Below are 23678 nucleotides of genomic sequence, written 5' to 3'. Positions count from 1 at the left end.
TAAGCACCCTTGAGATAGTTAAAATTTAATCATCTTATAGTATCATTGTCACCAAGATGTTCAATTTGCTCTAATATCCAGGGATTATCTCCTTTTTTTGAGTAACTTGAAAAATAAGTTTTATTAACCTCAATCAAGTTCCAGACCATTGGTTCTTGGACCATTATTTTTATTTCTTTCTTTTCTGTAATACTGTTGGGGTCATATGCTATTATCCACGCTTCTTTATCATCCTTTGAATGTGCCTTTTTAACTACATACAAATCGGAAGATGTTGATGTAAAGGACCACCACAAGCAGTAACAACCAATAGGAAAATAAAAAAAACTAATAAACTAGGGGTCTTTTTCATCGTTCACCACCAATAATCAATATTTATGACCAATATATTACGGTAATATCCTTTCATTCCTTCTTTAAGTAAACTGCTTCGTTAGTTCAATAACGACAATGAAAACAACTGCCGACAACAGCCCCTTATTGTGAAAGTAAAGCACCCGTTAGTTTAAGTGTAACGTTTCACAATCTTTAACTGATACCATATTGTTAACGGCACTAAACAGAGCTTTTACTGAGGAGGTCATAATATCAGTGTCAATTCCGCAGCCCCAATATACAGCACCATTCTTTGCGGTAATTCCTACATAAGATACAGCGTTTGATCCTGAGCCTATTTCTAACGCATGCTCCTTATAGACCAAATCTGTATAGTCGATACCCAGTTTGGTTTGCAGAGCGTTGCTGATAGCATCCAGTCTTCCATTTCCCCCACCAGAAAATTCATGTTCTTCATTATTCATCCGGATCGATACAATCGTTTCGTAATGACCATTTTGAGTGTATTTGTAACGGATAAATTCGACAGGGGTGTTAATATTCACATATTCGTTGATGAAAATGTCATAGATTTCATTCGGCAAAAGTTCCTTGTGCTTATGATCTGAAACATTTTTCACACTATATCCGAAGCTCTCACGCATTTCGGAAGGTAGATCAATTCCATACTTTTGCTGAAGGATATAACCGATTCCTCCCTTACCGGATTGACTGTTAATTCGGATGATATCTCCTTCATACTCTCTTCCAATATCCATAGGATCAATTAATAGATAAGGTACAGTCCAATGCTGACGTTCTTTTTCCTCGCGCCATTTCATACCTTTGGCAATGGCATCTTGATGGGAACCTGAAAATGCAGTAAAGACAAGTTCACCGCCATATGGATGTCTTTCGTGAACCTTCATTCTTGTTAATTTTTCATATTTGGAAATAATGGTAGGGATATTTTCAAAATTCAGAATTGGATCTACCCCGTGTGAATACATGTTTAATGAAAGCGTTACGATGTCCACGTTCCCTGTTCTTTCTCCGTTTCCAAACAATGTTCCTTCGATTCTTTGCGCTCCGGCAAGCATTCCTAGCTCGGCATCTGCTACCCCAGTTCCTCTGTCATTGTGTGGATGAAGTGATAGGATTACATTATCTCGGTAGCTCAGATTGTCACTCATATACTCAATTTGACTTGCGTAAACGTGAGGCATGGACATTGATACAGTAGCTGGTAGGTTGATAATTACCTTGTTATCAGCTGATGGCTGCCAAATATCAAGTACCATTTTGCAAATTTCAAGCGCAAACTCCACTTCTGTACCTGTGAAGCTTTCAGGAGAATACTGAAATTGGAAATTCCCTTCGGTTTCAGCAGCATATTTCTTAAGCATTTTTGCTCCAGTTACAGCAATATCGATAATTTCTTCCTTAGATTTTCTGAATACTTGCTCACGCTGTGCCACAGATGTGGAATTGTACAAGTGCACCACTGCTTTATTCGCACCCTGTAACGCTTCAAATGTTTTTTTGATAATAGTCTCTCTTGACTGTGTCAAAACTTGAATTGTCACATCATCCGGAATCAAATTTTCTTCAATTATTGTACGTAAAAATGCAAATTCGGTTTCCGAAGCAGCTGGAAAACCTACTTCGATTTCCTTGAAACCTACTTGTAAAAGCAATTGAAAATATTCTAACTTTTCCTCTAGACTCATCGGGACAACCAAAGCCTGATTTCCATCGCGAAGATCCACACTACACCAAGTAGGAGCTTCTGTAATATACTCCTTCTCTGTCCATTTCAAGCTTTGCGCTGGGGGCATAAAGTAACCTCTAGAATATTTATCGATATTTTTCATCCTAACTCCCACCTTTTCATATAAAATTGTTAGTTTATTTAAAAATAAAAAAAGCCCCGTCTCTTTAAAAATATAGAGACTAGGCATTGCTCGCGGTACCACTCTAATTGATTAATCATTACATAATTAACCCACTCATTTTCGGCAGCTATCACCACCTATCATCATAACGGTAGAAAACCGACATCCCCTACTGATTATGTTCAGAGAGTAGCTCTTGGATGAGTTCAAAGGCAATAACTACCGATTTTCACCAACCATCGGCTCTCTGACAAGTTTATAAATCCTTTTACTATTTCCAATCTTTGCTTATTGTTATTTAATTAAATACGATAATATATCGATAAACTCGAGTTGTCAATAATAAATTTACCGAAAATAAAGATTATTATGATTTTTAACACTTCTATAAAGGATTAACCCCTAATCCTCAAAACTCTTTTTTAAGTATTCTGCTTCGTTAGTTCAACAAGAAAAAGCTGCCTCAATGACAGCTATGATCTTAAACTCAAGCACCTGTTAGTTGAAAATGAAATTTATTTTCTTTAGCCTACAGGAGGGAGAATCGACAAGTTGCAGCAGTTGGTTGCTTTTTTTATTTGGGGTGGGGATTAGGATTTCCCACCCGTTTGCAAATTCTATTATTTATGTGGTTTGAAAGTAGGAATTGAATGGCACTAGCGTACTCTGGTTTCATTTAGCTTTTTCTGCATTTCATTTTGCATATTAGTGATCTCTTCCGCTGATACCGAATCTACTGGAAAAAGAGGGGCAAATTCTGTAATGGAACAGATACTGATATATAAATCAGTGAACACATTGCTAAATAATCCACCACCAGGAAGAAAGACAGTTTTAGTCACCCTTTCCAAATGGAGGACCGAATTATCTTTCACATTTCTGATAGCTCCTTGAGCTAGAGCCTTATTGCCTTCTTCATAAATATACGCATAAAAACCTTTGAACTGTTCTAGTTTTTCTGCCATTCCCTCAACGCAATTACAACAATCTTCAGAACCTTTAGAACCTTTAGAACCTTTAGAACCTTTAGAACCTTTAGAACCATGTGAATCTGACATTATAATTTCACTTCCTTTGCAAAGAAATTGTTTACATTACAATGTATGCAAGAATTAGATGGCATGTCCTATGCAAAAACACTACTAAATACGCTTTATTAAACTAAACTGCTCCGTTACTTCAATAAGAAGAAAAGAATCGCCGCATAACCCCATTTATTCACCTACTAAGCCATCACCATCTCGATCATCCATATATTTATAGAGCCATGAATCTCGCGTAATTGGCATTTTAAAGCCAGCAGCTTTGGCTTCAGCGATCGTAACACTTCCGTTATGATTGGTATCCACTTTACTAACATCTTCATTACTATTTTCCGTTTCGTTTGCAGGTACATTGTCTGTTTTCGGTGGCGTACTGCTCGTACCTGTCGTTTTCCCTAAATTTTTGTTCACTTCATCTGGGTTTACATTGTCAAATTCATCTGTAATGGATCTGCCCTGAATTTTGTATGTGAATTTATAATGGTTAGGAATTTGCGTCTGAGTATTTGGATATTGAATCACTGCTACGAAATCTGTACAACCTCCTGCATCTCGAATCACTTTTTCCATATAAGCTTGATCGCCGTGCCTATTGAGAATGCTGTCTTGAGGTGTAATGTTATATGAGCCGATTTCTGCCCTCGATGTATCCGTTCAGGCCCAGGTCGTTAATTTACTGATGAAATTGCAAAAGGAAAAAGGCTTAACCTATCTATTTATTGCTCATGATCTTTCCATGGTGAAGCAAATCAGCGACCGTATTGGTGTTATGTATTTAGGGCAATTGGTTGAATTAACGACAAGCAGTGAGCTGTATAAGAAGCCGCTCCATCCATATACACAGGCATTGCTATCAGCCATTCCGATTCCGGACCCGGATATTGAGGACAAGCGTGAAAGGATTATTTGAAAAGGGGAACTTCCAAGCCCGATTAATCCTCCGAGCGGCTGTGTCTTTAGAACCCGCTGTCCAATGGCCATGGAGGTTTGTGGGAAGGAGAAGCCTGTCTGGCAGGAAATTGAAGATAGCCATTATATTGCCTGTCATCTTTATGATAAAAATAAAACCGGTGATCATGATTATTCTCAGGTTGCTGTTACGAGGTAAGCGATGGATCAATTAAAGGTGAGAATCGAAGAAGAACTTCGTGGTCTCAGCGGTCGAGTGGGGCTGGCGGTTGAAATCGAGGGCGAGAGTCTATATGTTAATTGTGAGGAAACATTTCAATCTGCCAGTCTGATTAAGGTTCCCATTTTAATAGAAGCATTTCGGCAGAGTGAGGCAGGGAAACTAAATTTAAATCAATTGGTTTCGATCACAAATCATGTTGGCGGGTCCGGAGTATTGCAGGCATTTTCTCGCGATGCGCTTTTGACTTTGAAGGATCTTATGACCTTAATGATTACAGTTTCAGATAATACGGCCACCAACATGCTGATAGATAAATTGGTAATGGCAGACATAAATCGATCCATTAAGAAAATGGGACTGAAGCATACGATACTTAATCGGAAAATGATGGACTTTGCAGCCATTGGACAAGGTCATGATAACTTTACAATTCCTATAGACATGTTGACTTGCCTGAAAGCTGTCAATGAAGGGTCTTATTTAAAAGAGGAAAGCCGAGCAGCTGTCTTAAAAATAATGAGCTATCAGCAATTTCAAGATAGACTTCCAGGTTTGATGGATCTGGAAAGGGTTGTTGTGGCCAATAAAACAGGCAGTCTTCCTCGCGTTGAAAATGATTGTGCGGTGATTAAATATAAGGGGAAAACCGCCTATGCTGCGGTCTTAATCGACCGGCTAGACGATGTATATGCGGGAAAGCAGAAAATAAGTAAAATTGGTAAGCATATCTATGATTATTTGTTGGAGGAATAATAGAATATTTGAACGAAGAGTGATCGCTCAAACAGCTATCGCTCTTTTTGCTGTTTGAATAAAAGTAGCAATGATTTGACCTATTAGTTAGGAAGAGTATAGTTAATTTTGTCAATAAAGGGAACCATAAATGAAAAATGGCAATTGGTTAAAGGGAGAGTCCATTTTTTATGTAACTACATAGGCATTACAACTAAAGCAGGGGTGTGAGAACGTGTCAGAGACAGATATGTCAAAATATGAGAAGAAAATAATCATCCGAAATATACGCATCGAAGACATTGATGCAATTATAGCGTTAGGGAGAGTCTGCTTTCCTAACATGGATCCCTGGAAGAGGGAACAATTGCTTAGTCACATTCGAATTTTCCCTGAAGGTCAGTTCTGTGTGGAATATGAGGACAAAATTGTCGGTTCCTGTTCAAGCCTAATTGTCAATTTTGACGAATATGATGACCAGCATACTTGGGACATCATCACGGACAATGGCTATATCACCAATCATGATCCTAATGGACTCAATTTATATGGGATTGAAGTGATGGTCGATCCAGAATACCGACGCATGAAATTAGGGCATCGCCTTTACGAGGCTAGAAAAGACCTTGCTGTTCGTTTAAATCTTGAAAGCATCATCATCGGAGGGCGGATTCCTAATTATCACAAATACAAGGATGAAATGACCGCTCGTGAGTACGTAGCAGAAGTGGAGAAGCATAACATTTATGATCCGGTGTTATCCTTCCAGCTCCTTCAAGGTTTTACCATTAAACGGATCAACACAAGCTACCTCCCAGATGACAAGGCTTCTGACTCTATGGCCACTTTGATGGAATGGAACAACGTCGATTACCGTCCAAAGTCAAAGCGTATTTATCGAACATCATTCCCTGTTAGAGTTTGCGTAGTACAGTATATGATGAAGAAAATTGAATCATTTGAGGATTTTAGTACCCAGGTTGAATATTATGTAGACGTTGCAGCTGATTTCGGATCTGACTTTGCCGTATTTCCAGAGATTTTTACCACCCAATTGATGTCCTTTCTGGAAGAAAAACGCCCGGACCGGGCAGTAAGACGGCTTGCAACCTATACGGATCAATACATTGAACTATTTATGCAGCTCGCTGTAAGATATAACATTAATATTGTCGGCGGAACACATTTTGTTGAAGAAAATGGTGATATATACAATGTCAGCTTTCTATTCCGCAGAGACGGATCGATTGAAAGACAAGCTAAAATTCATGTGACCCCTAATGAAAAAAAGTGGTGGGGAATCGCTGAGGGAAATGAGATACACGTCTTTGACACCGATTGCGGAAAAATAGCTATTCAGGTTTCTTACGACATCGAGTTTCCTGAACTAGCAAGAATCGCAGTTCAAAAGGGAGCGAATATAATTTTTGTCCCATTTAGTGCAGAAGATCGCCAAGGATATCTTCGGGTACGCTACTGTGCCCAAGCACGAGCCATTGAGAACCAAATATATACCTGTATTGCTGGAACAGTGGGTAACTTAACACACGTTGAGAACATGGATATTCAATACGCCCAATCGGGGATTTTCTCCCCTTCAGATATTGAATTTGCACGGGATGGCATTGTCGGGGAATGTGACGCAAACATAGATACAGTGGTTGTCGGAGACGTAGACCTTGAGCAGCTGAGACGTTCAAGGAAATCCGGTTCCATGAGCCAATTACGAGACCGGCGGCATGATTTGTATCGAATTGAAAGGACAAACCTAAAGGCGGATTAAGTTAAAGATCGTCGTACTTTTCCAAACTGAAAATAAGGGTATCGGGCACCGAATTTAGACAATTCCTGACACCCTTATTTTTCGGGAATTGGAAAGTAAACTTCTGGGATAATGCGCAGAGGAACATTATTTTGGACTTATGCTATAATTAAACCAAAAGGTTAGCAAATGATTTTTATCAGTGTCTATATTCTATTGGGGGGAAGTTGAAATGAATAAAGAGATTATGTTGCCAACTGAATTATCCATAAAGGATAGAAAGAATATGGTAAAAGGAAATGTTAATCGAACAGCCCTATTTGCAAGAACCAAAGTAATTGATGTGATAACAGCAGATAACGAAAGATTTTATCTTATTTATTATAAAAATTCCCTTATATACGGCGATAAACTGGATAAGGTGGAAGAGGAATCATTTATTAATAAGCATTTCGTGAAGGTATTGTTATTGAAGCCCCTCATCCAATATTAACGAAATTAATCCCCAATCAATCCGTGTTTATTCCAAATAAAAATAAACTCTTCTCTCAACTTCAACTCCATTATTCTCTACAGGAAATGGCCTATATTGCGACCACACTTGATTCATTTTTTGAAAAAGAGCAGCTTGTAAAAATAATTGACAATGTCTTTTTTCATTATAGAAGAAGCGGTAGTTTCATTAAGTCCTTTCAGGTCCTTCAAATATTAAGTGATTTTTTACCTAGCGTTAGATACTCCCCCAAGTGAGTCAGCAATTACATGCCCTTTATCCAAGGTTGGACTCTCTGTACCAGGAACATTTGCTTCATCAGAGTAATATCTACCTGATGACAAAACATGATCAGTATTCGGATTTTGAAGTGTTATATTTTTCGCCTCAACACGAATTAGCTGACCGTATTCATTTGTATACGCCCAATATTCCCGTTCTCCAAATCCGACATCTACTTTGACATTCGGCTGTCTATATCCTGACATATCCCCGCCGTTTACTACAATTAGGGTATATTTGCTGTAATCAAATCCGTCCGTTGTACCTGTTGCCTTTAAAGTGCTAGATGCAGGAACACTTTTGTTGGGTTCACTATCACTCGTTGGTTTTTCTGTGTCATCGGCAGATGTACTCTTATTGGTTTCAACAGTCTTAGAAGCCGTGCTCGTTGGGGATTGCACTTTTTTTGACGAAGTATGTTCAGTGATTTTTCCGCAACCCACAAATACAGATATTAAAATCACAGTAAATAAAATCATAAATATTCTTTTGTTCACACTTCTGCACACCTTTCTCATGTTTCTACCCTAGACAAAAATCATATTTAAACAATAACACATTTTGATCTTTTGCTGGAATATATCTATCTTTGGTACTGAATCCTTATTCAACTAAACTGCTTCTTTAGTACAATAACCAAAAATGACTATAACTTAGACGGTTATGAAGAAGCCTCTATCAACTCCCTTATTCTTCAACGAGTTATTATTATCTTTACTTCACAATAGGGGTAAAACTTAAAAAAACGTTTACATAAAATTCATCAGAACTTAAAAAATTGCTTTTATAATATAATTATTAAGCCATAACTGTAGTTCTAGAGGAAGCAATATCCGCTGATCAAATTAGAGATTAACTTTTTTATTGGATTATCATAATCAAAATAGAAGGAGAAATTTTTTTGCTATGGTTAGATAGTATCTTACTTATGTGGGTAAATAGAATTTTACTTATTGGTACCGTTTTTTCGTTTGTTTTAGCGGTCATTATATTTAAAAAGTCATCTGACCGTGATTTGCCGTTTATTTCTTTTATTATAGGTATTGGCTTTATCAGCACTTTTTTTATAGTTAATTACACATCAAGATGAATAAAATTAACGAATATTTTTTGATTGCGTGTAAATAAAAAAAACCTCGTCATCTCCCAAGTGTTTTTTTGTGTTTTAATATACGAGTACCCTTATTTAACTAACGCTACCCGTTAGCATTCCTGTAGATTGTTATTTTTCGACTTTGAAAAAAATAGGGCTCCTCAGTAAGATATGAGTATAGACACCACTCTAACTCACAACTTTAGGAGGAACCCTACTATGAAGTTTAAAATGCAGAACAAACAAAATCAACTAATAGAAAGAATTTCCGTTAAACATCTGGTTGTCGGCGTGGATATTGCACAACAATTTCATGTCGGCAGAGCCGTAAATTTCCGTGGAATTGTTGTCGGAGATCCTCTTACATTCAAAAATGATGAAGAAGGATTTACTAGTTTTCTAAAATGGATTAAAAATCTTCAAAGATTAAACAACCTATGTGAAGAAATTGTTGGGATGGAACCAACTGGACACTATTGGATCAATCTTTCAAAATGGCTCCTTAAACAAAATATTGAGGTAGTAACGGTGAACCCACATTTAGTAAAGAGGAATAAAGAAAACCGTGATAATACTCAGTCAAAAAGTGATAAAAAAGATGCATTAGTTATAGCTGATATGGTAAAGAACGGCTACTACTCCGAGGTTAGATACACATCAGAATCATTTGAAAAACTAAGGGTCCTAATGTCTAACCGTGATGTAGTGGTTAAGCGACTTGTTAGTTCTATCAATCAGTTAAATCGCTGGATAGATATTGTCTTTCCAGAACTCCGACAAGTCTTTAAAGACATTACTGCAAAAGGAGCAATCGCAACCCTTCGCCTATTTCCAACTCCTATGGAATTGGCCACCAAGCAGCCTCATGAGATTATTATGGGCTGGAAATCTCTGATGAAGAGGCAACCTGGATTAAAAAAGGCCCAATTACTCCTCCAGGTAGCCAAGAATTCCATCGGTTCAAGACAAGCACTAGATGCTTATAAATTTCATTTGGAGCAATTACTTGAAGAATATGATTTAGCAGTAATACAACTCGAAAGAGTTGAAAAGCAAGTTACCGATGTATTGAATAAAATTCCTTATGCTAAAAAGCTGCTTACCATTAAAGGAATTAGTGGAATATCTTTAGCTGGCATATTAGGTGAAGCTGGAGATATTAGTGGATTTTCTCACGGTAATTCGCTACTTCGACATGCTGGTTTACACCTAGCTGAAGCTAGTTCTGGAAAGTGGAAAGGGCAAATTGTTTTATCAAAACGTGGAAGGTCAAGGCTACGGAGATTCCTTTACTTAGCTACAATGAGCCTTGTGATGAACAACCCAGAATTTAAAGGAATCCACACCCATAATGTTAAGGTTAAAAAAATGAAGAAAATGAAATCAATTATGAAATTGATTGGTAAGTTGGCTAGAATTTTTGTAGGAATGGCTCGAAGAAATGAATCCTATAATTCTGAAAAACTTTAAACAATAACACCTATGGCAGCTTAGTGCGAATGGAATATTAGAATATCACTCGTTCTTATTTAGGACATGGAAAAAGTAATAGAAAACAATACACTTTATTATGATACAAATCGAATGTTGGCTTATTCGTAGGATTTTAAATATGTACGGAGTACCAGATTACTTAAACAAAAGGGCTCTGACCCATCCCGTTAGCAAAACTGGCCTCCACCCCTTGGATAGGCATAACGAAGGAATGAAAGGGCAAATGACCCGTTGAGACATGGGAGGGAAAGCCTCCAGGGGCGGCGTGGAGCATGTACATCATATGGTAAAATATGGAGTGCAATTACACTCCTCTATTTCACTATGCCTCCACGAAGCTAATAATGGATCTGACCCTCTATATTCTATCGTTACAAAATATCAAGGTACATGAAATCCTGCGAATAAGCGAGTATTCGGGAGAAAATCGTATTAAACTGAGGGAGTTTAAGTACATTTCTTCACAAACTTGTCCCTCGTCATCACAATTTAAAGAAATTTATTCTTTCTTTTTGAAAACTTATCAATACAATCTATTATCAAAGACACAAACTGTATTATTAAGCCTATACAAAAAAGTACACGAATGTATGTTATCTCTATGACACAGATACCGAAAACAATGAGGATTATAGCTGCTAAATTAAAATACAAAGGAATTTTCAATTTCCCCACTCCATTAACTATTTGATTACATTATAACATTAAGTGCGAATATTAAAGGTAACTCAATTTTTGGGAGAAACAATGGTTCTCTCTTCAATTAACCTGCCCCGTTAGCGGAACAAGGAAAGCGACTGCCATTATTGAACAATCGCACCCTTTACTTTAAGTACAATCCTTCACAATCTACATTTTAATGTATAGGAAAAGACAATATTCCTGGTTAAAGCATCTTCCCAGGAATTATCCTCTTCTTCCTAACTAAATTGAAGTAGGTTTTCATAGGAGATAATTATTCTTTTTCTATAAACAGAACAGGCTGGAAAGGAAATTTTTTCCTTCCCAGCCTCGTTTTGTTTAATGAATCACAGTTGGACCGACTAATTCTCTTGGATTTTTTCCCAATACCAACTTGCTGATATTAGCATAACTCACTTGTCGATACTCTTTTAGCAACTGTTTTAGTTCAAAGAATTTTGGGTCTTTTTTTAATTTTTCGATTTCCCGATGATAGACGGACAATACATAATCATCTTTGGCTATCGGTTTAAATTGGCTTGAGTCTTCATCCATGAGTAACGATCCCATGTATTCATACCCATAATTTAGTTGACGGGTTAGTTCAATGATATTTAACAACTTATCATAAATAGATGGTTTTGTTGCACTTAAGTTTACAATGGCAATTTTTGCATCTTTCAATTCGTTATAATTTGCTGATACCAACATATCATCAACCCCTAATCCTATGGTTTGTCCGATGTAAGTCTGGATACGAGTTTTTTATTTTGCTCCCTTTTGATCATGCGAATTTTTTCGCGTTCTTTTCCGGTTTCGTAAAGAAATTTTTCTTCCTCTGTTTCTGGAATGACTCCAGGGACTTCCAACGGTCTTTTATTTTCATCTAGAGGGACGAAAGTAAAGAATGCAGTAGCGGCAATTCTTCGTTCCCCGGTTTCAAGATCTTCAGCAACCACTTTACAGAAAATCTCCATCGATCTTCTACCTGTATAGCAAACAATCGATTCGATACTGACTGCATCACTTTGCGTAATGGGATGGAGGAAATTAACCGAATCTGTCGATGCCGTAACACATTGTTTTACTCGCGAATGCTTGCGAGCCGAAAGTGTCGCGCATGCATCCATCTTCTTCATTAGAACTCCGCCAAATAATGTATGATAATTATTCAAATCATTAATCAACACCTGATCGGTATGAATAACACGCGTATCTTTAATTTTTTTCGCTTCCATTTCATCACCCTATATAAAGCAATTATTCTTACTCTCAAACGGCTACTCTTAGTATAGGGAAATGTTCTATCAATTAAACGAGTTACATATTTCCAAAAATAACGTCGAATTTTTTCCGGCGTTCCTCTTCCGGTGATGGCAGCAAATGCTGTTGCTCTTTCTGATAATTTTGGAATTTTTCATCTGCTGCTTTTGCACCCGCGGCAGATGATGCTCCACCGAAGGTGGAAGTGAAGGCTGAGAGCAACCCAGTCTACTACCGGAACAAAGTGATTCTGCTAATTATAATGTTAAATACAATGCTAAAAAGGTGCTATTTGTATAGTTATTTTAACTCTTATTTCTTATTTTGCACTTTAATCATTCTTAAAGTAACCTGCTCCGTTAGTGGAACAAGCAAAAAAAGCTGCCGAAGCAGTCACTGATCTTCAACTCTTGCACCCGATAGTTTAACAAGCCACTTCTCATTTACTGTACATTTTGTTCGTATTGTGCAACAACTGTTTTTAAGAACATAAATAATAGATATTTGTTAATACTTAAGTCATCATCATTAAAAAAAGAAAGTCCTTATGTGATGAAAATCAAATAATATAAAGAGGTTATATCAATATATTTATTTACAACGGTTTTTAGCAAGTTTTACATTAAGTCTTTAAGATTGCATAACCAAGTTTTAGATGCTTGGTATACACATTCATTATTTACTTGGCGTTGGTGGATAGGTGTATTACTAATTGTTATCCCTCTAGCCCTTTGGATTAAATTTAGAAATAAAGAAAGCAGCGATCGTTTACAATATGCAGGTTTAATAGTAGCTATTATTTCAGCACATTTAGACTATATTGGAACTTTTTTTGGTTTATGGAAGTACGATTACGATGTGCACCCAGCATTTTCCACTTACATTCCTTTTAGCATTTTTATTTTACCTATAACTGTAATGTTTCTAATACAAACTAAACCGAAAACCAATCTATTTATAAAAGCACTTTTGTTTGCTATCTTTTCATTGATTGCTCTTCCGATTGTTGATTGGATTGGAATTTATGACCCGGTCAAGTGGAACTACTTATATTCCTTTGTTATACAATTTTTTATCTATATACTTGCATATTTCATAAGTAGGAAAAATAAATTTAATGAATTAATAAAATGAAAAAATATATAAGCTGCTTAACCGCTAGGTATATGATTCCTAGCTTTTTTATTGCATAATTTTTGTCAAATGCGACATAAAGTGATCATTTCTCTCTTCAACTAACCTGCTCCGTTACTTCAATAAGATATATTGTTTTTCTTTAGTGTTGAACGTATTTGTAACCGAAATTACTAGGGAAAATTTCAATTTCCTGTTGAAGAAACATACGAAAGCATTCGTAAATCAAAATTTCATACTGCATAGAATTAAATGCTAAAATTAGATTAACCGACTAAGTAGGATAGGAAGGCGATTTTTTTTGAATATCAATCAAAATGCGATTGAATTACTTGAAGAGAATAATTATGAAGAATCATTAAAAATGTTCCAAGAAGCCGTAAAAATATCCAGGGACATTCAATCATTGACTAATCTTTCGTGGATCTATTGCTATGAAGAATATGATGATTCGAAAGCCGTTGGTTTGTTGGAAGAAGCGATTAATATGAATCCAACATCCCATTTTCCATACAATCTATTAGCTGAGGTTTATTTGAGGTTAGAAAAGTGGGAAAAAGCCAAAGATATATTGGAGAAATCTATTGCTATCCATCCTACTAGAATCGCTTATAATAATTTAGGTGTTGCTCATTATCATCTAGGACAAATAAAAGATGCATCAAACTTTTTTCTACTTGGTTCGGAACCTTCCGATTGGGCAGTGTATAGCCATATAAAGTGTTTAATTGAATTAGGAAATATAAATGAGGCTAAACTTAAACTCGATACATTCTCCGAAAAGGATGATGAATTTGTCGGTGAGGTTGATGTAGCTGACTTATATGTTGAGTTGAACCGTCACGAAGAGGCTGTACTATGGTTTGAAAAGGGTTGGGACGTTTATGCAAAAAATCCCAATTGGATTAGTCGATATGTTTACTCGTTGATAAATCTAAATAATCCAACTCGTGCTCAAGAATTGCTTAATGAAACAATAAATGAAAAAATTGAAGAAATCAAAGATATGCATGAAGAAGAATGCGATGAGGATTGGACCGAAAGTGATAAGCAAGAACGCATTAAAGAATTGATTGCTGAAAAGAAAGAGTATGGACAAATATATGCTCGAATTTCAGAAGGTTATTTTCCCAAAATGGAATTTGAAACATCGATAGAGACGGCTTGTTATCTTTTTGGATGTAAACGTCATAACCATCCTGAATATCAAGAATAATAATAAAAAAACGCTTGGTTCAAGCGTTTTTTCTTTGTCTGTAAAAAATCAACATATTATTTAACAGAGCCTATCTAAAAAAAGACGGCTGCCGTTACAACCCTTTATTCAACTCAAGCACCCGTTAGCTCAATAAGTCTCCAATTTGTTTTTTATCCTTAATATTACATAACCCCCCGTGGTAACAGATCACTTTTTCAATATCAAGGTCTAAAAATTTCTCAAGAGAGTCAATTGCAGTTTTCAAATCCAATGTCGTTTGTGGTATGGGTCTCCGTAAAACACCATCTACTACTACCATAGCATCACCTGCGACAAGAGTTTTGCTTTGCTTTAAATAGAGACTAATATGACCTGGAGTGTGCCCTGGTGTAAAAATAATTTGAATACCACCACAATATGAAATTTCTTCACCGTCTTCTAATGTTTTATCTACCTTTGATTTCGGAGGATTCTTATATAAAAATTGCATTTGTTCTGGTAATGATGACCATTGTTCTTTACTCATTCGATTCGGGTCTGTTTTAATAAGAGGTAACGTTCCTTCAATATATGGTTTGTCGAAAATATTTGCATACACTTCTATATGGTTATTGGATTGGTTTAGTATTTCTGGGAGGGAACCTATGTGGTCTAAATCCTGATGAGTTATAATTACGGCTTTCAATTTATCAAAGGAGACTCCGACTTCACTCATAGCAAGACGTATTTGTTCCAATTGTCCAGGCATACCAGTATCAACTAAAACAGCCATTTCATCATCCCATATCAATGTTGGGTTTAATCCGAAACCTTGAATTTTTAATTCTAACATTGCCAATCCTTTATCGATTCTCATTTAATCTCCTCCCAAATTATAAGTAAGTTTTTTCTAAAAAATTACTTAGGATTAATTTACCATCCATGGAGGATATTTTCAATATACAAATTTATTATTATACCATAAATAAAATTTTTTGTCAATATTTATTTTCAAAAAATTTCACCATTACGTTTACATTTAGTTAATGTCTTATTGTGCTAAACTGCTTCGTTAGTAAAAAAGGATTGCTACTGCAATCCCTTGTTTCAATTGACTATTTATCCTTAAAGATGACCTTAGCAATTACTACACCAACAATAAAAAGTACACCAGCATAGATACCGTGATATATTGGTTTATCCCATTCTATGAAAGAGTCCGAAACAGTAATTAACGTGGCAACAAAAAACGCAGTAAATAATATTTGCGGGATACTCAGTTTCTTATTTATTTTTAACACAATTTTCCCCCTAAAGTAACAAGCTAAATTGGATTTATACTTATTGATTCTATCCCCATATTCATAAATCCTTCTTCCACTAACCTGCTTCGTTAGTGGAACAAGAAAAAAGGCTTTACCCTTGTTAAAGTAAAGCACCCTATAGTTTAAGTAGAAACCTTCACAATCTAAAAATCCGAGCATAGCTCCAAATTATAATTGTAGCCTTGTTTGCAGGTTAAAAGGGTAACAGGGCCAATATCTTTCAACCTATGGTTGAAGGGCCGTATTTGCTTAGCCTTGATAAAAAGAAGCTTTTAATTAGCTGTGATACCTGCCAAGTCTGTTCCTCGAGAAGGAAGTGCCCGCCGCAAAGAAGGTGGGATTCCACATTGTACAGTTCCTTGCTATAGGCAATAGCACCATCCAATGTGAAAATAAAATCATTTTTCCCCCAGATAACTGTCACTGGGGGCTGCTTCGTGCGCAGATAATGCTGCCAAACGGGATATTGTTCTACATTTTTCCGATAGTCGTAGGCAAGTTCCAATTGAATTTGAGCATTACCCGGGCGGTTCAAGAAGAGCTGATCCATCAAATAGCTGTCCGGGCTGATCAGATCCTGGGAGCAAGCACCGGTAAGATACTGCTTCTTTGTGAAATCAAAGGTGAGCAAGGTTCCCATTGCCGCTTCAGTGCTTCGGTTTCTGTCTTTCCACAAAGCTTTAAATAGATCGAACGGCTTGCCAAGTCCCTCTTCATGAGCAACGGAATTTTGAATAACAAATCCAAGCACCCTTGACGGCTGGCGAGCAGCAATGCGGAATCCGACGGGACCTCCATAATCATGAACATAGAAGACTGACTGCTTGATACCAAGCAGATCCAGGAGCTTTTCCATAACAAGCGAGATGTTATGGAACGTGTAGGTAAATCCATCGGGAACAGGCATGCTGCTGTTTCCAAAGCCTGGATAATCAGGGGCAATGACATAAAAACGGTCGGACAAAAATGGAATTAAATTACGGAACATATGGGAGGAGCTCGGGAAACCATGGAGCAGCACAATCGCGGGATTTCTGCGACTTCCTGCTTCCCGGTAAAAAATACGTAGACCATCAATTGTGGCAATGTGGCAGCTTACCATCTGTCCATCCCCTCTCAGTTAGTAACCTTCTATCTTTTTATATTCAGATATGGAGGTGTCTAGTATTTTTTATCGGTTATTTAACGTAATGAGATCCTCCCGTCAATTTTTTTCATTATCGTAATAATGATGGCGGCGAGCATGGACAAAAACGGAACTTTATCCGAAATACGGTTTAATTAATACCAGTTATTAACATCCACTTTGCGTGGGGTGTTAGTTGCGCTGGCATTGCCTTAAATTAGTTACCTTATGCCATTAAAGGACCTTCTAATGGTGTAACTTTAAACTTAAAGATATAACCTGCAGAAATCCTTCTTACACCATAAAATGGCCCGATTATTGAACAATAGTAATACACCTCGCTTACTAAACTCCCTCGTAAGCACAAAAAGAAAGGCTGCCATGATGACAGCTGATCTTCAACTCTTGCACCAGTTAGTTGAAGCAAAAATAGCAGATTTACTTATGTTAGAATTCATTTAAGAATTTTAACATTAATCAAACCAGTACATACATTAATTATGGTTAGATGACTACATTTTTTTCAAGGAGGAAAACAACAAATGATGCCTTACTCTGGGATGTCTCCCCAAATGTATTCGGGACAAATGATGCCTTACTCTGGGATGCCGTCCCAAATGTATTCGGGACAAATGATGCCTTACTCTGGGATGTCTCCCCAAATGTATTCGGGACAAATGATGCCTTACTCTGGGATGCCTTCCCAAATGTATTCGGAACAAATGATGCCTTACACTGGTATACCTTCTCATATGTATTCGGGACAAATGATGCCTTACACTGGTATACCTTCCCAAATGTATTCGGGACAAATGATGCCTTACTCTGGTATGCCTTCCCAAATGTATTCGGGACAAATGATGCCTACTGGTAGACAAAATCCTCAAATGGTTCCTCACCCAGTTCTTACCGTTGCAAGACAAACAGCTCCTAATCAAATTGAAATAACCTATGACCAACCGACCGATATGCAATCTGCAACAAATGTTAGTAATTATTGGATTAGAAATAATTTGGATAGACCGTCCGACATTGCAACTGTTGAAGGAGGTAATATGAATCTCCTTCCTACAAATAGTCTTACACCTAATATGGTAAAGATTACACCTGTTGGAAATTCAAAAAAAAGGTTTTTAATGACTTTTAACCTGAACGCTACTCCAGGTGTTAAATATACGGTGCTGCCGTGCTTTGTTAATCTAGAAGGTAGAACAGGTTTTGGGGGAGAAAATTGGGGTCCTGAAAGCAGGAATACCTTTACCGCTCGAAGGTTTTAAAATAACCAAAAACACCAATTGTTTTATAGAGCGATTGGTTGAATCTTAACTATAAAAAGGAGGATAGTTGAATAATGAACGTCCTCCTAATTTATAAAACAACCTGATGCGGTATTCCAAGTAAAAACAGCGATCCTATTTCTTTAACTCTTGCACCCGTTAGTCACCATGCATCGCAAAATTGCGATGCACCACAGAGGATGAAAACATATTAAAACCGTCAATACTATTTCTATGGCTGGGTGAGGAAGGTCGATAAACTATGGTCCCATTGAGCCCATCCGTTAGTCTGACTCCAACGACCACGGTGCATCACAGAATGTCGCTCCCTTACGGGAAGCACTCATGGTAGATTAATCCTTTTTCTGGTTTTTGCACCAGCCTCCTATTTTTATAGCCATAGAAAGGATGGTTTCAATGAAAGTTATAATTGAACGAGTTTGTGGTATGGATGTCCATAAGGACAACATTACTGCCTGTGTTATGACAAAACAAACCACCGCAGAAGGAGGGGGATTTACACATGATTTTCACCCGCAAAGCATTTGCGCTCACGTTGACGATCGCGATTAGCTTCGGTGCGGAGTCTTCAGCCGTCGCCTATCCGAAAAAAGCGCCGATCCAAGCCCCGGCACTGCCCGGCGCGCAGCCGATCTCGGATAACGACCGCGTGTACACCGCCGACCAAGACTCCAACACGGTCACCGTCGTAAATCCGAAAACGAACACGGTACTCGGCACGATTCCGCTCGGTAGCGTTCGTATGGACACGACCAAGGATGTTCTGGGCGCGATGTATCACGGCGAAATTAACGTTCACGGCCTCGGGTTTTCCCGCGACGGACGCTACCTTTGCGTCATCAACGTGACAACCAACTCCGTGTACGTTTTCGATACCGCCACGAACAAAATTTTGAGCACCGTTTACTTGGGGAGAGCGCCGCATGAAGGCTTTTTTTCCCCCGACGGACGCGAACTGTGGGTTGCAGAACGCGGCATGGACACCATTGCAATCGTCGATTGGCGGCAAAATCGCGTCGTTGATCGCATCGTATCGGAGGACGGGCCTTCGAAAATTTTGTTCAGCCCGGATGGCAAGCTAGCCTATGTCAACCACTTGCACGCCGACGCGCTCGACGTCGTCGACGTGGCCAAACGCCGGATCATTCAGCACGTCGCGATTCCGACCGACGCCGGCGGATCCTCGGATATGGCCGTTTCCCCGGACGGCAAGGAAATTTGGCTCGGCATGCCGATCAACGGCAAAACGACTACGGTCGTAAACGCCGAAACGTTCAAAGTCGCAGCCGTAATGGACACGGGACCTCGAACCAATCATCCAAACTTCGTCACGGTTAACGGTATTAATTATGCGTACGTTACGGTCGGCGACTTGAACCAGACGCTCGTTTACCGTCGTTCGCCAAACGGCGGCCCGCCGACGCTCGTGACACGCATCAACAACTCCGGCGGGGGTCCGCATGGCATTTGGCCGAGTCCGGACAACACCCGCATTTACGTCGCATTGCAATATGCCGACGCGATGGACGTCATCGACACGAAAACGATGAAAGTCATCCAAACGTTGCCGATCGGGCAATCCCCGATGGCGCTCGTCTACGTCGCCCGCCCCGATCCTGGCAGCAGCACGGGGCTCAGCTCGCAAGGCTTGAATCAGAAAAACGTGTACCTCACCCTTGACGTGCAAGGCACGACGGGAACCGGACATGCCCAGGTACGCGCAATGCCGGGCATCGACGAAATCATCGTCGACGTTCGGGGCTTGCCCGCGAACTCCAAATTTACCGCGTACGCCACGAACGGCCAGCAAACGGTCGCGCTGCTGACGTCCACGAGCAACGCCATGGGCGCCATGGCCGAAGCGATGGCCTTTGTCCACTTTTTCGCCAACAACTTTAACAAGATCATCATCAAACCGGCCGCGTCTTAACGGAACGGTGGGACGGTTATTTTGGGAAAATAAAAAAGCTCATTCGCGAGAATGGGCTTTTTCGTTGTCTTATTCAAATGATTCTTTGATCGTTCTCCAAGACGATTGTTCCAATGCTTTTTAATGCGGCTACGCAAATCTGCCCGTTAGTCATCATGCATCGCAAAATTGCGATGCACCACAGAGGATGAAAACATATTAAAACCGTCAATACTGTTTCTATGGCTGGGTGAGGAAGGTCGATAAACTATGGTGCCATTGAGCCCATCCGTTAGTCTGACTCCAACGACCACGGTGCATCACAGAATGTCGCTCCCTTACGGGAAGCACTCATGGTAGATTAATCCTTTTTCTGGTTTTTGCACCAGCCTCCTATTTTTATAGCCATAGAAAGGATGGTTTCAATGAAAGTTATAATTGAACGAGTTTGTGGTATGGATGTCCATAAGGACAACATTACTGCCTGTGTTATGACTCCAGAAGGAAAGGAGATTCAAACGTTTTCTACGAAAACAGTATTTCTTGTAAAATTAGTAGATTGGATCAAGTCACATGGATGTACTCATGTTGCAATGGAAAGTACAGGTGTGTTCTGGAAACCTATTGTAAATCTTATCGAAGCTGAGGAAATTGAGTTTCTCGTCGTCAATGCGCAACATATGAAAGCTGTTCCTGGACGTAAAACGGATGTGAAAGATGCCGAATGGATAGCCCAACTTCTTCGCCATGGGTTACTAAAAGCAAGCTTCATTCCTAATCGAAATCAACGAGAACTGCGAGAACTGGTTCGTTACCGTCGAAGTATTATTGAAGAACGGGCACGACAACATAATTGGATTCAAAAGGTACTAGAAGGTGCAAACATTAAACTTGGTTCTGTGGTTTCCGATATTATGGGTGTTTCATCCAAGGATATGCTTCGCGCTATCGCAGATGGCGAAGACGACCCTGAGAAACTATCAAACTTCGCTCGAGGTACAATGAAAAAGAAGAAGGACGAACTTGAGCTCGCTCTTAAAGGTTATGTAAATCCTCATCAACGCATGATGCTTAATACGATTCTAACTCACATTGACTTCCTGACAGAACGAATTGAAAAGTTAGATCACGAGGTTGCCCAGAGAGTAAGCTCTCATCAGGAGGATATAGAACGACTTGATTCCATACCTGGCATCGCCAAAAGAATGGCCGAACAAATACTTGCTGAAGTTGGAACCAATGTTGAAAAACAATTCCAAACTGCACCACAATTATGTTCTTGGGCTGCACTCGTGCCTGGACACAATGAAAGTGCTGGTAAACGAAAATCAACTAAATCCAAGAAGGGCAACAAGTATTTAAAATCTGCTTTAACAGAAGCAGCTCATTCAGTAGGTGCCTCAAAAACTACCTTGGAGCATTATATAGACGAACACTAGCACGAAAAGGTAGAAAAAGAGCTGCCATTGTCGTCGCTCATGCCATATTAAGAATCGCTTTTTATCTTTTAACGAGAAAAGAAATGTATGTAGACTTAGGCGAAGACTACTTCGATAAACAAAAGCAAGTATCCGTTGTACGACATTCAGTTCGAAGACTGGAAAGTCTCGGCTATACAGTGACAATTACAGAAGCTTCTTGATCCATCATTCACATTAAATATCAAAGGAATCCGGCGCTACCATATTTTTAAAAAAAGAATGAGCTGCGTCTTCTTTAGTATTGCCATTTTCCAACATTTCAGAAGTTAGTTTTCATGGTAGTTTAAGTGAAATGATTCACAAACTATGTAGCATTCTAAAAACATCATAACTTTCCAAAATCCTTTAAACAGCAGTGTATGTAAAATTGTTTTTATAAAAATAATAAATAGTAATATTTTATTTAGACAATAACTAATTTTCAATGGAAAGGTACTCTTTGTATGGTAATGGTATTGGTGGTTTCGTTTTCTGTTCTATTATTAATCGCATTCTGTGTAAAAACCAAACATCTTCACCTATTTGAACTATTATCGATTTGGTTTACGGTAACAGCGGTTAATGCCCTTGTTTACACTTATTTCCTTGTTAATAAACATTGGATTACTGTACCAGATAGCAAGGAATTAGCCTTAGTCCGAATAACATGGTCTCTTATATTAAACCCTCTTATTATTACTTGGATTCTTGATAAGGTTCTCCTGTTGAAACACCTTATCGTTAGACTCATATGTTATATTGCAACCCTTGGAGTTCTTTTTTTAGGGGGCTGGACCTTCCACGTATTAGATGTTGCTCGTTTTGTTTCAGTTGGACTACTTTGGTACATACCTTTTAAATCCATTGTTTTGATTATGGCATTATGTTCCGTTTGGATGATTCGATTACTTATACGGAGTGATGGGATTTAGCATGTATTTAATTTCAAATATTAACGTATGGTTTAGTATTTTTGTATTTCTCATGGGATGTCTTATAGTATATTGTTTGCCACAACGTTTACCCAAAGTTGTTTCAGCACTTATTATGAAAATGAGTTTGGCACTTTCGTTGGGTTTAGACGAAACAATTGGGGTCCCACCAATGGATTTATACGACTCAAACATAAATCCAGGGCTGACCATATCGGAGATTCCAACCTGGGGCATGTATCCTATTAGTGGATACCTGTTCATTTATCTCTACGACAAGCTTAAGATTAAAGGGTTGTTAATCCCTTTTTATATTTTGTGTTGGTCTTTATTCGGGACTGCTTTCGAAGCTCTATCTATTACCTTTCGGGTTTTCCAATATAAAGGGTGGGAACTTCGTTATTCATTCCTTGTCTATGTGTTCACTCAATCGTTGACTGTTATTGTGTTCAAGATTCTTATGAAAAACTTCATTCATAATAAAGGAAAATAGAAGGGGAATTGATTAAGGAATTAAAGGTCATTATTTCCATTTGAGAAGGCTATAATCATCACCACTTTTCAGTCTTCAAAGCCTCCTCGATAGAAACTTAATCGTGCTTTGACCTTCAGTAATGTTCTCCAAAATTGATTCCTTTTTTTACTAACCTGCCATGTTACTTCAATAAGGTAAGGTGATCCTTCTTGAAGCATCGCTACCCGTTAGTGAAAGTACAATGTTTCACAATCTCTCCATAGCAACCACTTTCCTGTTCGAAAAACTGTTTATATCTCTGGAAATTTCAAAATTATAACCTGAATAAAATTGGATTGGTCTTCTAAACCTAATTAGGAAAGGAGGTAATGGATAAATGAAAAAAGACATTCAAAATAATTTAACAAACTCACAATCAGTGAAAAACCAGCTTAATCAACTTGAGGCACAAAATGCTACAAATGAGAAAAATAAAAATGGTAGTACGAATGAGATTAACCCAATAGTAACTGATGAAGGACTAAATCAATAAATTACATGCCCTACTAGTACCACGCTAGTAGGGTTCACCAGTTTGTTTATATTAAGTATTCCTGATGTTTTAATTTGTTTCCTTTTAATGCCATCCGCCAAAAGTTTATGTTACAAATCAACTAT

20 protein-coding genes, 3 pseudogenes and 1 other annotated feature are annotated in these 23678 nt (G+C 38.2%); of the genes and pseudogenes, 12 read left to right on the top strand and 11 right to left on the bottom strand.

Annotation, left to right across the window (positions count from 1 at the left end; all coding sequences use genetic code 11):
• Positions 1-29: 29 nt before the first annotated feature.
• The 4 genes and pseudogenes from CCK98_RS15175 to CCK98_RS15160 form a co-directional block, all read right to left on the bottom strand.
• Positions 30-296 (bottom strand): hypothetical protein, encoded by a 267-nt coding sequence (locus tag CCK98_RS15175; protein ID WP_142292161.1) that lies wholly within the window; start codon positions 294-296, stop codon positions 30-32.
• Positions 297-500: 204 nt separating this feature from the next.
• The gene (locus tag CCK98_RS15170) at positions 501-2189 is read right to left on the bottom strand and encodes a 2-isopropylmalate synthase (RefSeq protein ID WP_088087338.1); all 1689 of its coding nucleotides are present in this window, start codon (positions 2187-2189) and stop codon (positions 501-503) included.
• Between the two features lie 71 nt (positions 2190-2260).
• Positions 2261-2504: a binding site (T-box leader), on the bottom strand.
• A 362-nt stretch (positions 2505-2866) separates the two neighbouring features.
• Positions 2867-3268: a hypothetical protein gene (locus tag CCK98_RS15165; protein ID WP_088087337.1), complete on the bottom strand. Its 402-nt coding sequence runs from the start codon at positions 3266-3268 to the stop codon at positions 2867-2869.
• A gap of 156 nt (positions 3269-3424) precedes the next feature.
• A pseudogene (locus CCK98_RS15160) lies at positions 3425-3880 on the bottom strand (hypothetical protein); the annotation flags it as partial.
• On the opposite strand from CCK98_RS15160, the pseudogene CCK98_RS36290 reads away from it, so the two are divergent.
• The 4 genes and pseudogenes from CCK98_RS36290 to CCK98_RS15140 all read left to right on the top strand — a co-directional run.
• A pseudogene (locus tag CCK98_RS36290) lies at positions 3879-4361 on the top strand (oligopeptide/dipeptide ABC transporter ATP-binding protein); the annotation flags it as partial. The pseudogenes CCK98_RS15160 and CCK98_RS36290 sit on opposite strands and share 2 nt — an antisense overlap.
• A 3-nt stretch (positions 4362-4364) precedes the next feature.
• Positions 4365-5138: a serine hydrolase gene (locus CCK98_RS15150; protein WP_088087336.1), complete on the top strand. Its 774-nt coding sequence runs from the start codon at positions 4365-4367 to the stop codon at positions 5136-5138.
• 229 nt (positions 5139-5367) lie between these two features.
• Entirely contained in the window at positions 5368-6900 is a 1533-nt protein-coding gene (locus tag CCK98_RS15145; protein ID WP_373408534.1) for a GNAT family N-acetyltransferase, read from the top strand.
• A 211-nt stretch (positions 6901-7111) separates the two neighbouring features.
• Positions 7112-7372 (top strand): hypothetical protein, encoded by a 261-nt coding sequence (locus CCK98_RS15140; RefSeq protein ID WP_088087334.1) that lies wholly within the window; start codon positions 7112-7114, stop codon positions 7370-7372.
• Between the two features lie 227 nt (positions 7373-7599).
• Here CCK98_RS15140 and CCK98_RS36825 read toward each other — a convergent pair whose 3' ends face one another.
• Positions 7600-8151: a hypothetical protein gene (locus CCK98_RS36825; RefSeq protein ID WP_306298943.1), complete on the bottom strand. Its 552-nt coding sequence runs from the start codon at positions 8149-8151 to the stop codon at positions 7600-7602.
• Between the two features lie 815 nt (positions 8152-8966).
• Between CCK98_RS36825 and CCK98_RS15125 the strand changes: the two genes are divergently transcribed.
• A complete protein-coding gene (locus CCK98_RS15125; RefSeq protein WP_088087332.1) occupies positions 8967-10217 on the top strand; it encodes an IS110 family transposase in 1251 nt (416 codons plus the stop codon).
• A gap of 1044 nt (positions 10218-11261) precedes the next feature.
• On the opposite strand, the gene CCK98_RS15120 is transcribed toward CCK98_RS15125, so the two are convergent.
• The 3 genes from CCK98_RS15120 to CCK98_RS35400 all read right to left on the bottom strand — a co-directional run bounded on the left by CCK98_RS15120 (position 11262) and on the right by CCK98_RS35400 (position 12407).
• The gene (locus CCK98_RS15120) at positions 11262-11633 is read right to left on the bottom strand and encodes a hypothetical protein (protein WP_088087331.1); all 372 of its coding nucleotides are present in this window, start codon (positions 11631-11633) and stop codon (positions 11262-11264) included.
• Positions 11634-11650: 17 nt separating this feature from the next.
• Complete coding sequence (locus CCK98_RS15115) at positions 11651-12160, bottom strand: acyl-CoA thioesterase (protein WP_088087330.1); 510 nt, start codon at positions 12158-12160, stop codon at positions 11651-11653.
• An 82-nt stretch (positions 12161-12242) separates the two neighbouring features.
• A complete protein-coding gene (locus CCK98_RS35400) occupies positions 12243-12407 on the bottom strand; it encodes a hypothetical protein (RefSeq protein WP_179195813.1) in 165 nt (54 codons plus the stop codon).
• Between the two features lie 414 nt (positions 12408-12821).
• On the opposite strand from CCK98_RS35400, the gene CCK98_RS15110 reads away from it, so the two are divergent.
• Complete coding sequence (locus CCK98_RS15110; protein WP_088087329.1) at positions 12822-13319, top strand: CBO0543 family protein; 498 nt, start codon at positions 12822-12824, stop codon at positions 13317-13319.
• A 301-nt stretch (positions 13320-13620) separates the two neighbouring features.
• Positions 13621-14535 carry a tetratricopeptide repeat protein gene (locus CCK98_RS15105; protein ID WP_088087328.1) on the top strand — a complete coding sequence of 305 codons (915 nt, stop codon included), beginning with the start codon at positions 13621-13623 and terminating at the stop codon, positions 14533-14535.
• A 124-nt stretch (positions 14536-14659) separates the two neighbouring features.
• On the opposite strand, the gene CCK98_RS15100 is transcribed toward CCK98_RS15105, so the two are convergent.
• The 3 genes from CCK98_RS15100 to CCK98_RS15090 all read right to left on the bottom strand — a co-directional run bounded on the left by CCK98_RS15100 (position 14660) and on the right by CCK98_RS15090 (position 16923).
• On the bottom strand, positions 14660-15373 hold the full coding sequence (locus CCK98_RS15100; protein WP_088087327.1) for an MBL fold metallo-hydrolase: 714 nt from the start codon (positions 15371-15373) through the stop codon (positions 14660-14662).
• Between the two features lie 238 nt (positions 15374-15611).
• Positions 15612-15797: a hypothetical protein gene (locus CCK98_RS34865; RefSeq protein WP_142292160.1), complete on the bottom strand. Its 186-nt coding sequence runs from the start codon at positions 15795-15797 to the stop codon at positions 15612-15614.
• A 244-nt stretch (positions 15798-16041) separates the two neighbouring features.
• Complete coding sequence (locus CCK98_RS15090; protein ID WP_088087325.1) at positions 16042-16923, bottom strand: alpha/beta fold hydrolase; 882 nt, start codon at positions 16921-16923, stop codon at positions 16042-16044.
• A 566-nt stretch (positions 16924-17489) separates the two neighbouring features.
• On the opposite strand from CCK98_RS15090, the gene CCK98_RS36285 reads away from it, so the two are divergent.
• The 5 genes and pseudogenes from CCK98_RS36285 (at position 17490) to CCK98_RS35395 (ending at position 23553) form a co-directional block, all read left to right on the top strand.
• Positions 17490-18224: a hypothetical protein gene (locus CCK98_RS36285; RefSeq protein WP_256942354.1), complete on the top strand. Its 735-nt coding sequence runs from the start codon at positions 17490-17492 to the stop codon at positions 18222-18224.
• A gap of 523 nt (positions 18225-18747) precedes the next feature.
• Positions 18748-20175, top strand: coding sequence for a YncE family protein (locus tag CCK98_RS15080; protein WP_088087324.1), 1428 nt, complete (start codon positions 18748-18750; stop codon positions 20173-20175).
• A 404-nt stretch (positions 20176-20579) separates the two neighbouring features.
• Positions 20580-21796, top strand: a pseudogene (locus CCK98_RS15075) (IS110 family transposase).
• 282 nt (positions 21797-22078) lie between these two features.
• Complete coding sequence (locus CCK98_RS15070; protein ID WP_088087323.1) at positions 22079-22546, top strand: hypothetical protein; 468 nt, start codon at positions 22079-22081, stop codon at positions 22544-22546.
• 851 nt (positions 22547-23397) lie between these two features.
• Positions 23398-23553: a hypothetical protein gene (locus CCK98_RS35395; RefSeq protein ID WP_179195812.1), complete on the top strand. Its 156-nt coding sequence runs from the start codon at positions 23398-23400 to the stop codon at positions 23551-23553.
• The last annotated feature ends 125 nt before the right edge of the window (positions 23554-23678 follow it).

The organism is Bacillus sp. OV166 (genome assembly GCF_900177675.1).
Classification (GTDB): domain Bacteria; phylum Bacillota; class Bacilli; order Bacillales; family Cytobacillaceae; genus Neobacillus.
This window is presented reverse-complemented; position numbering and strand designations above follow the sequence as displayed.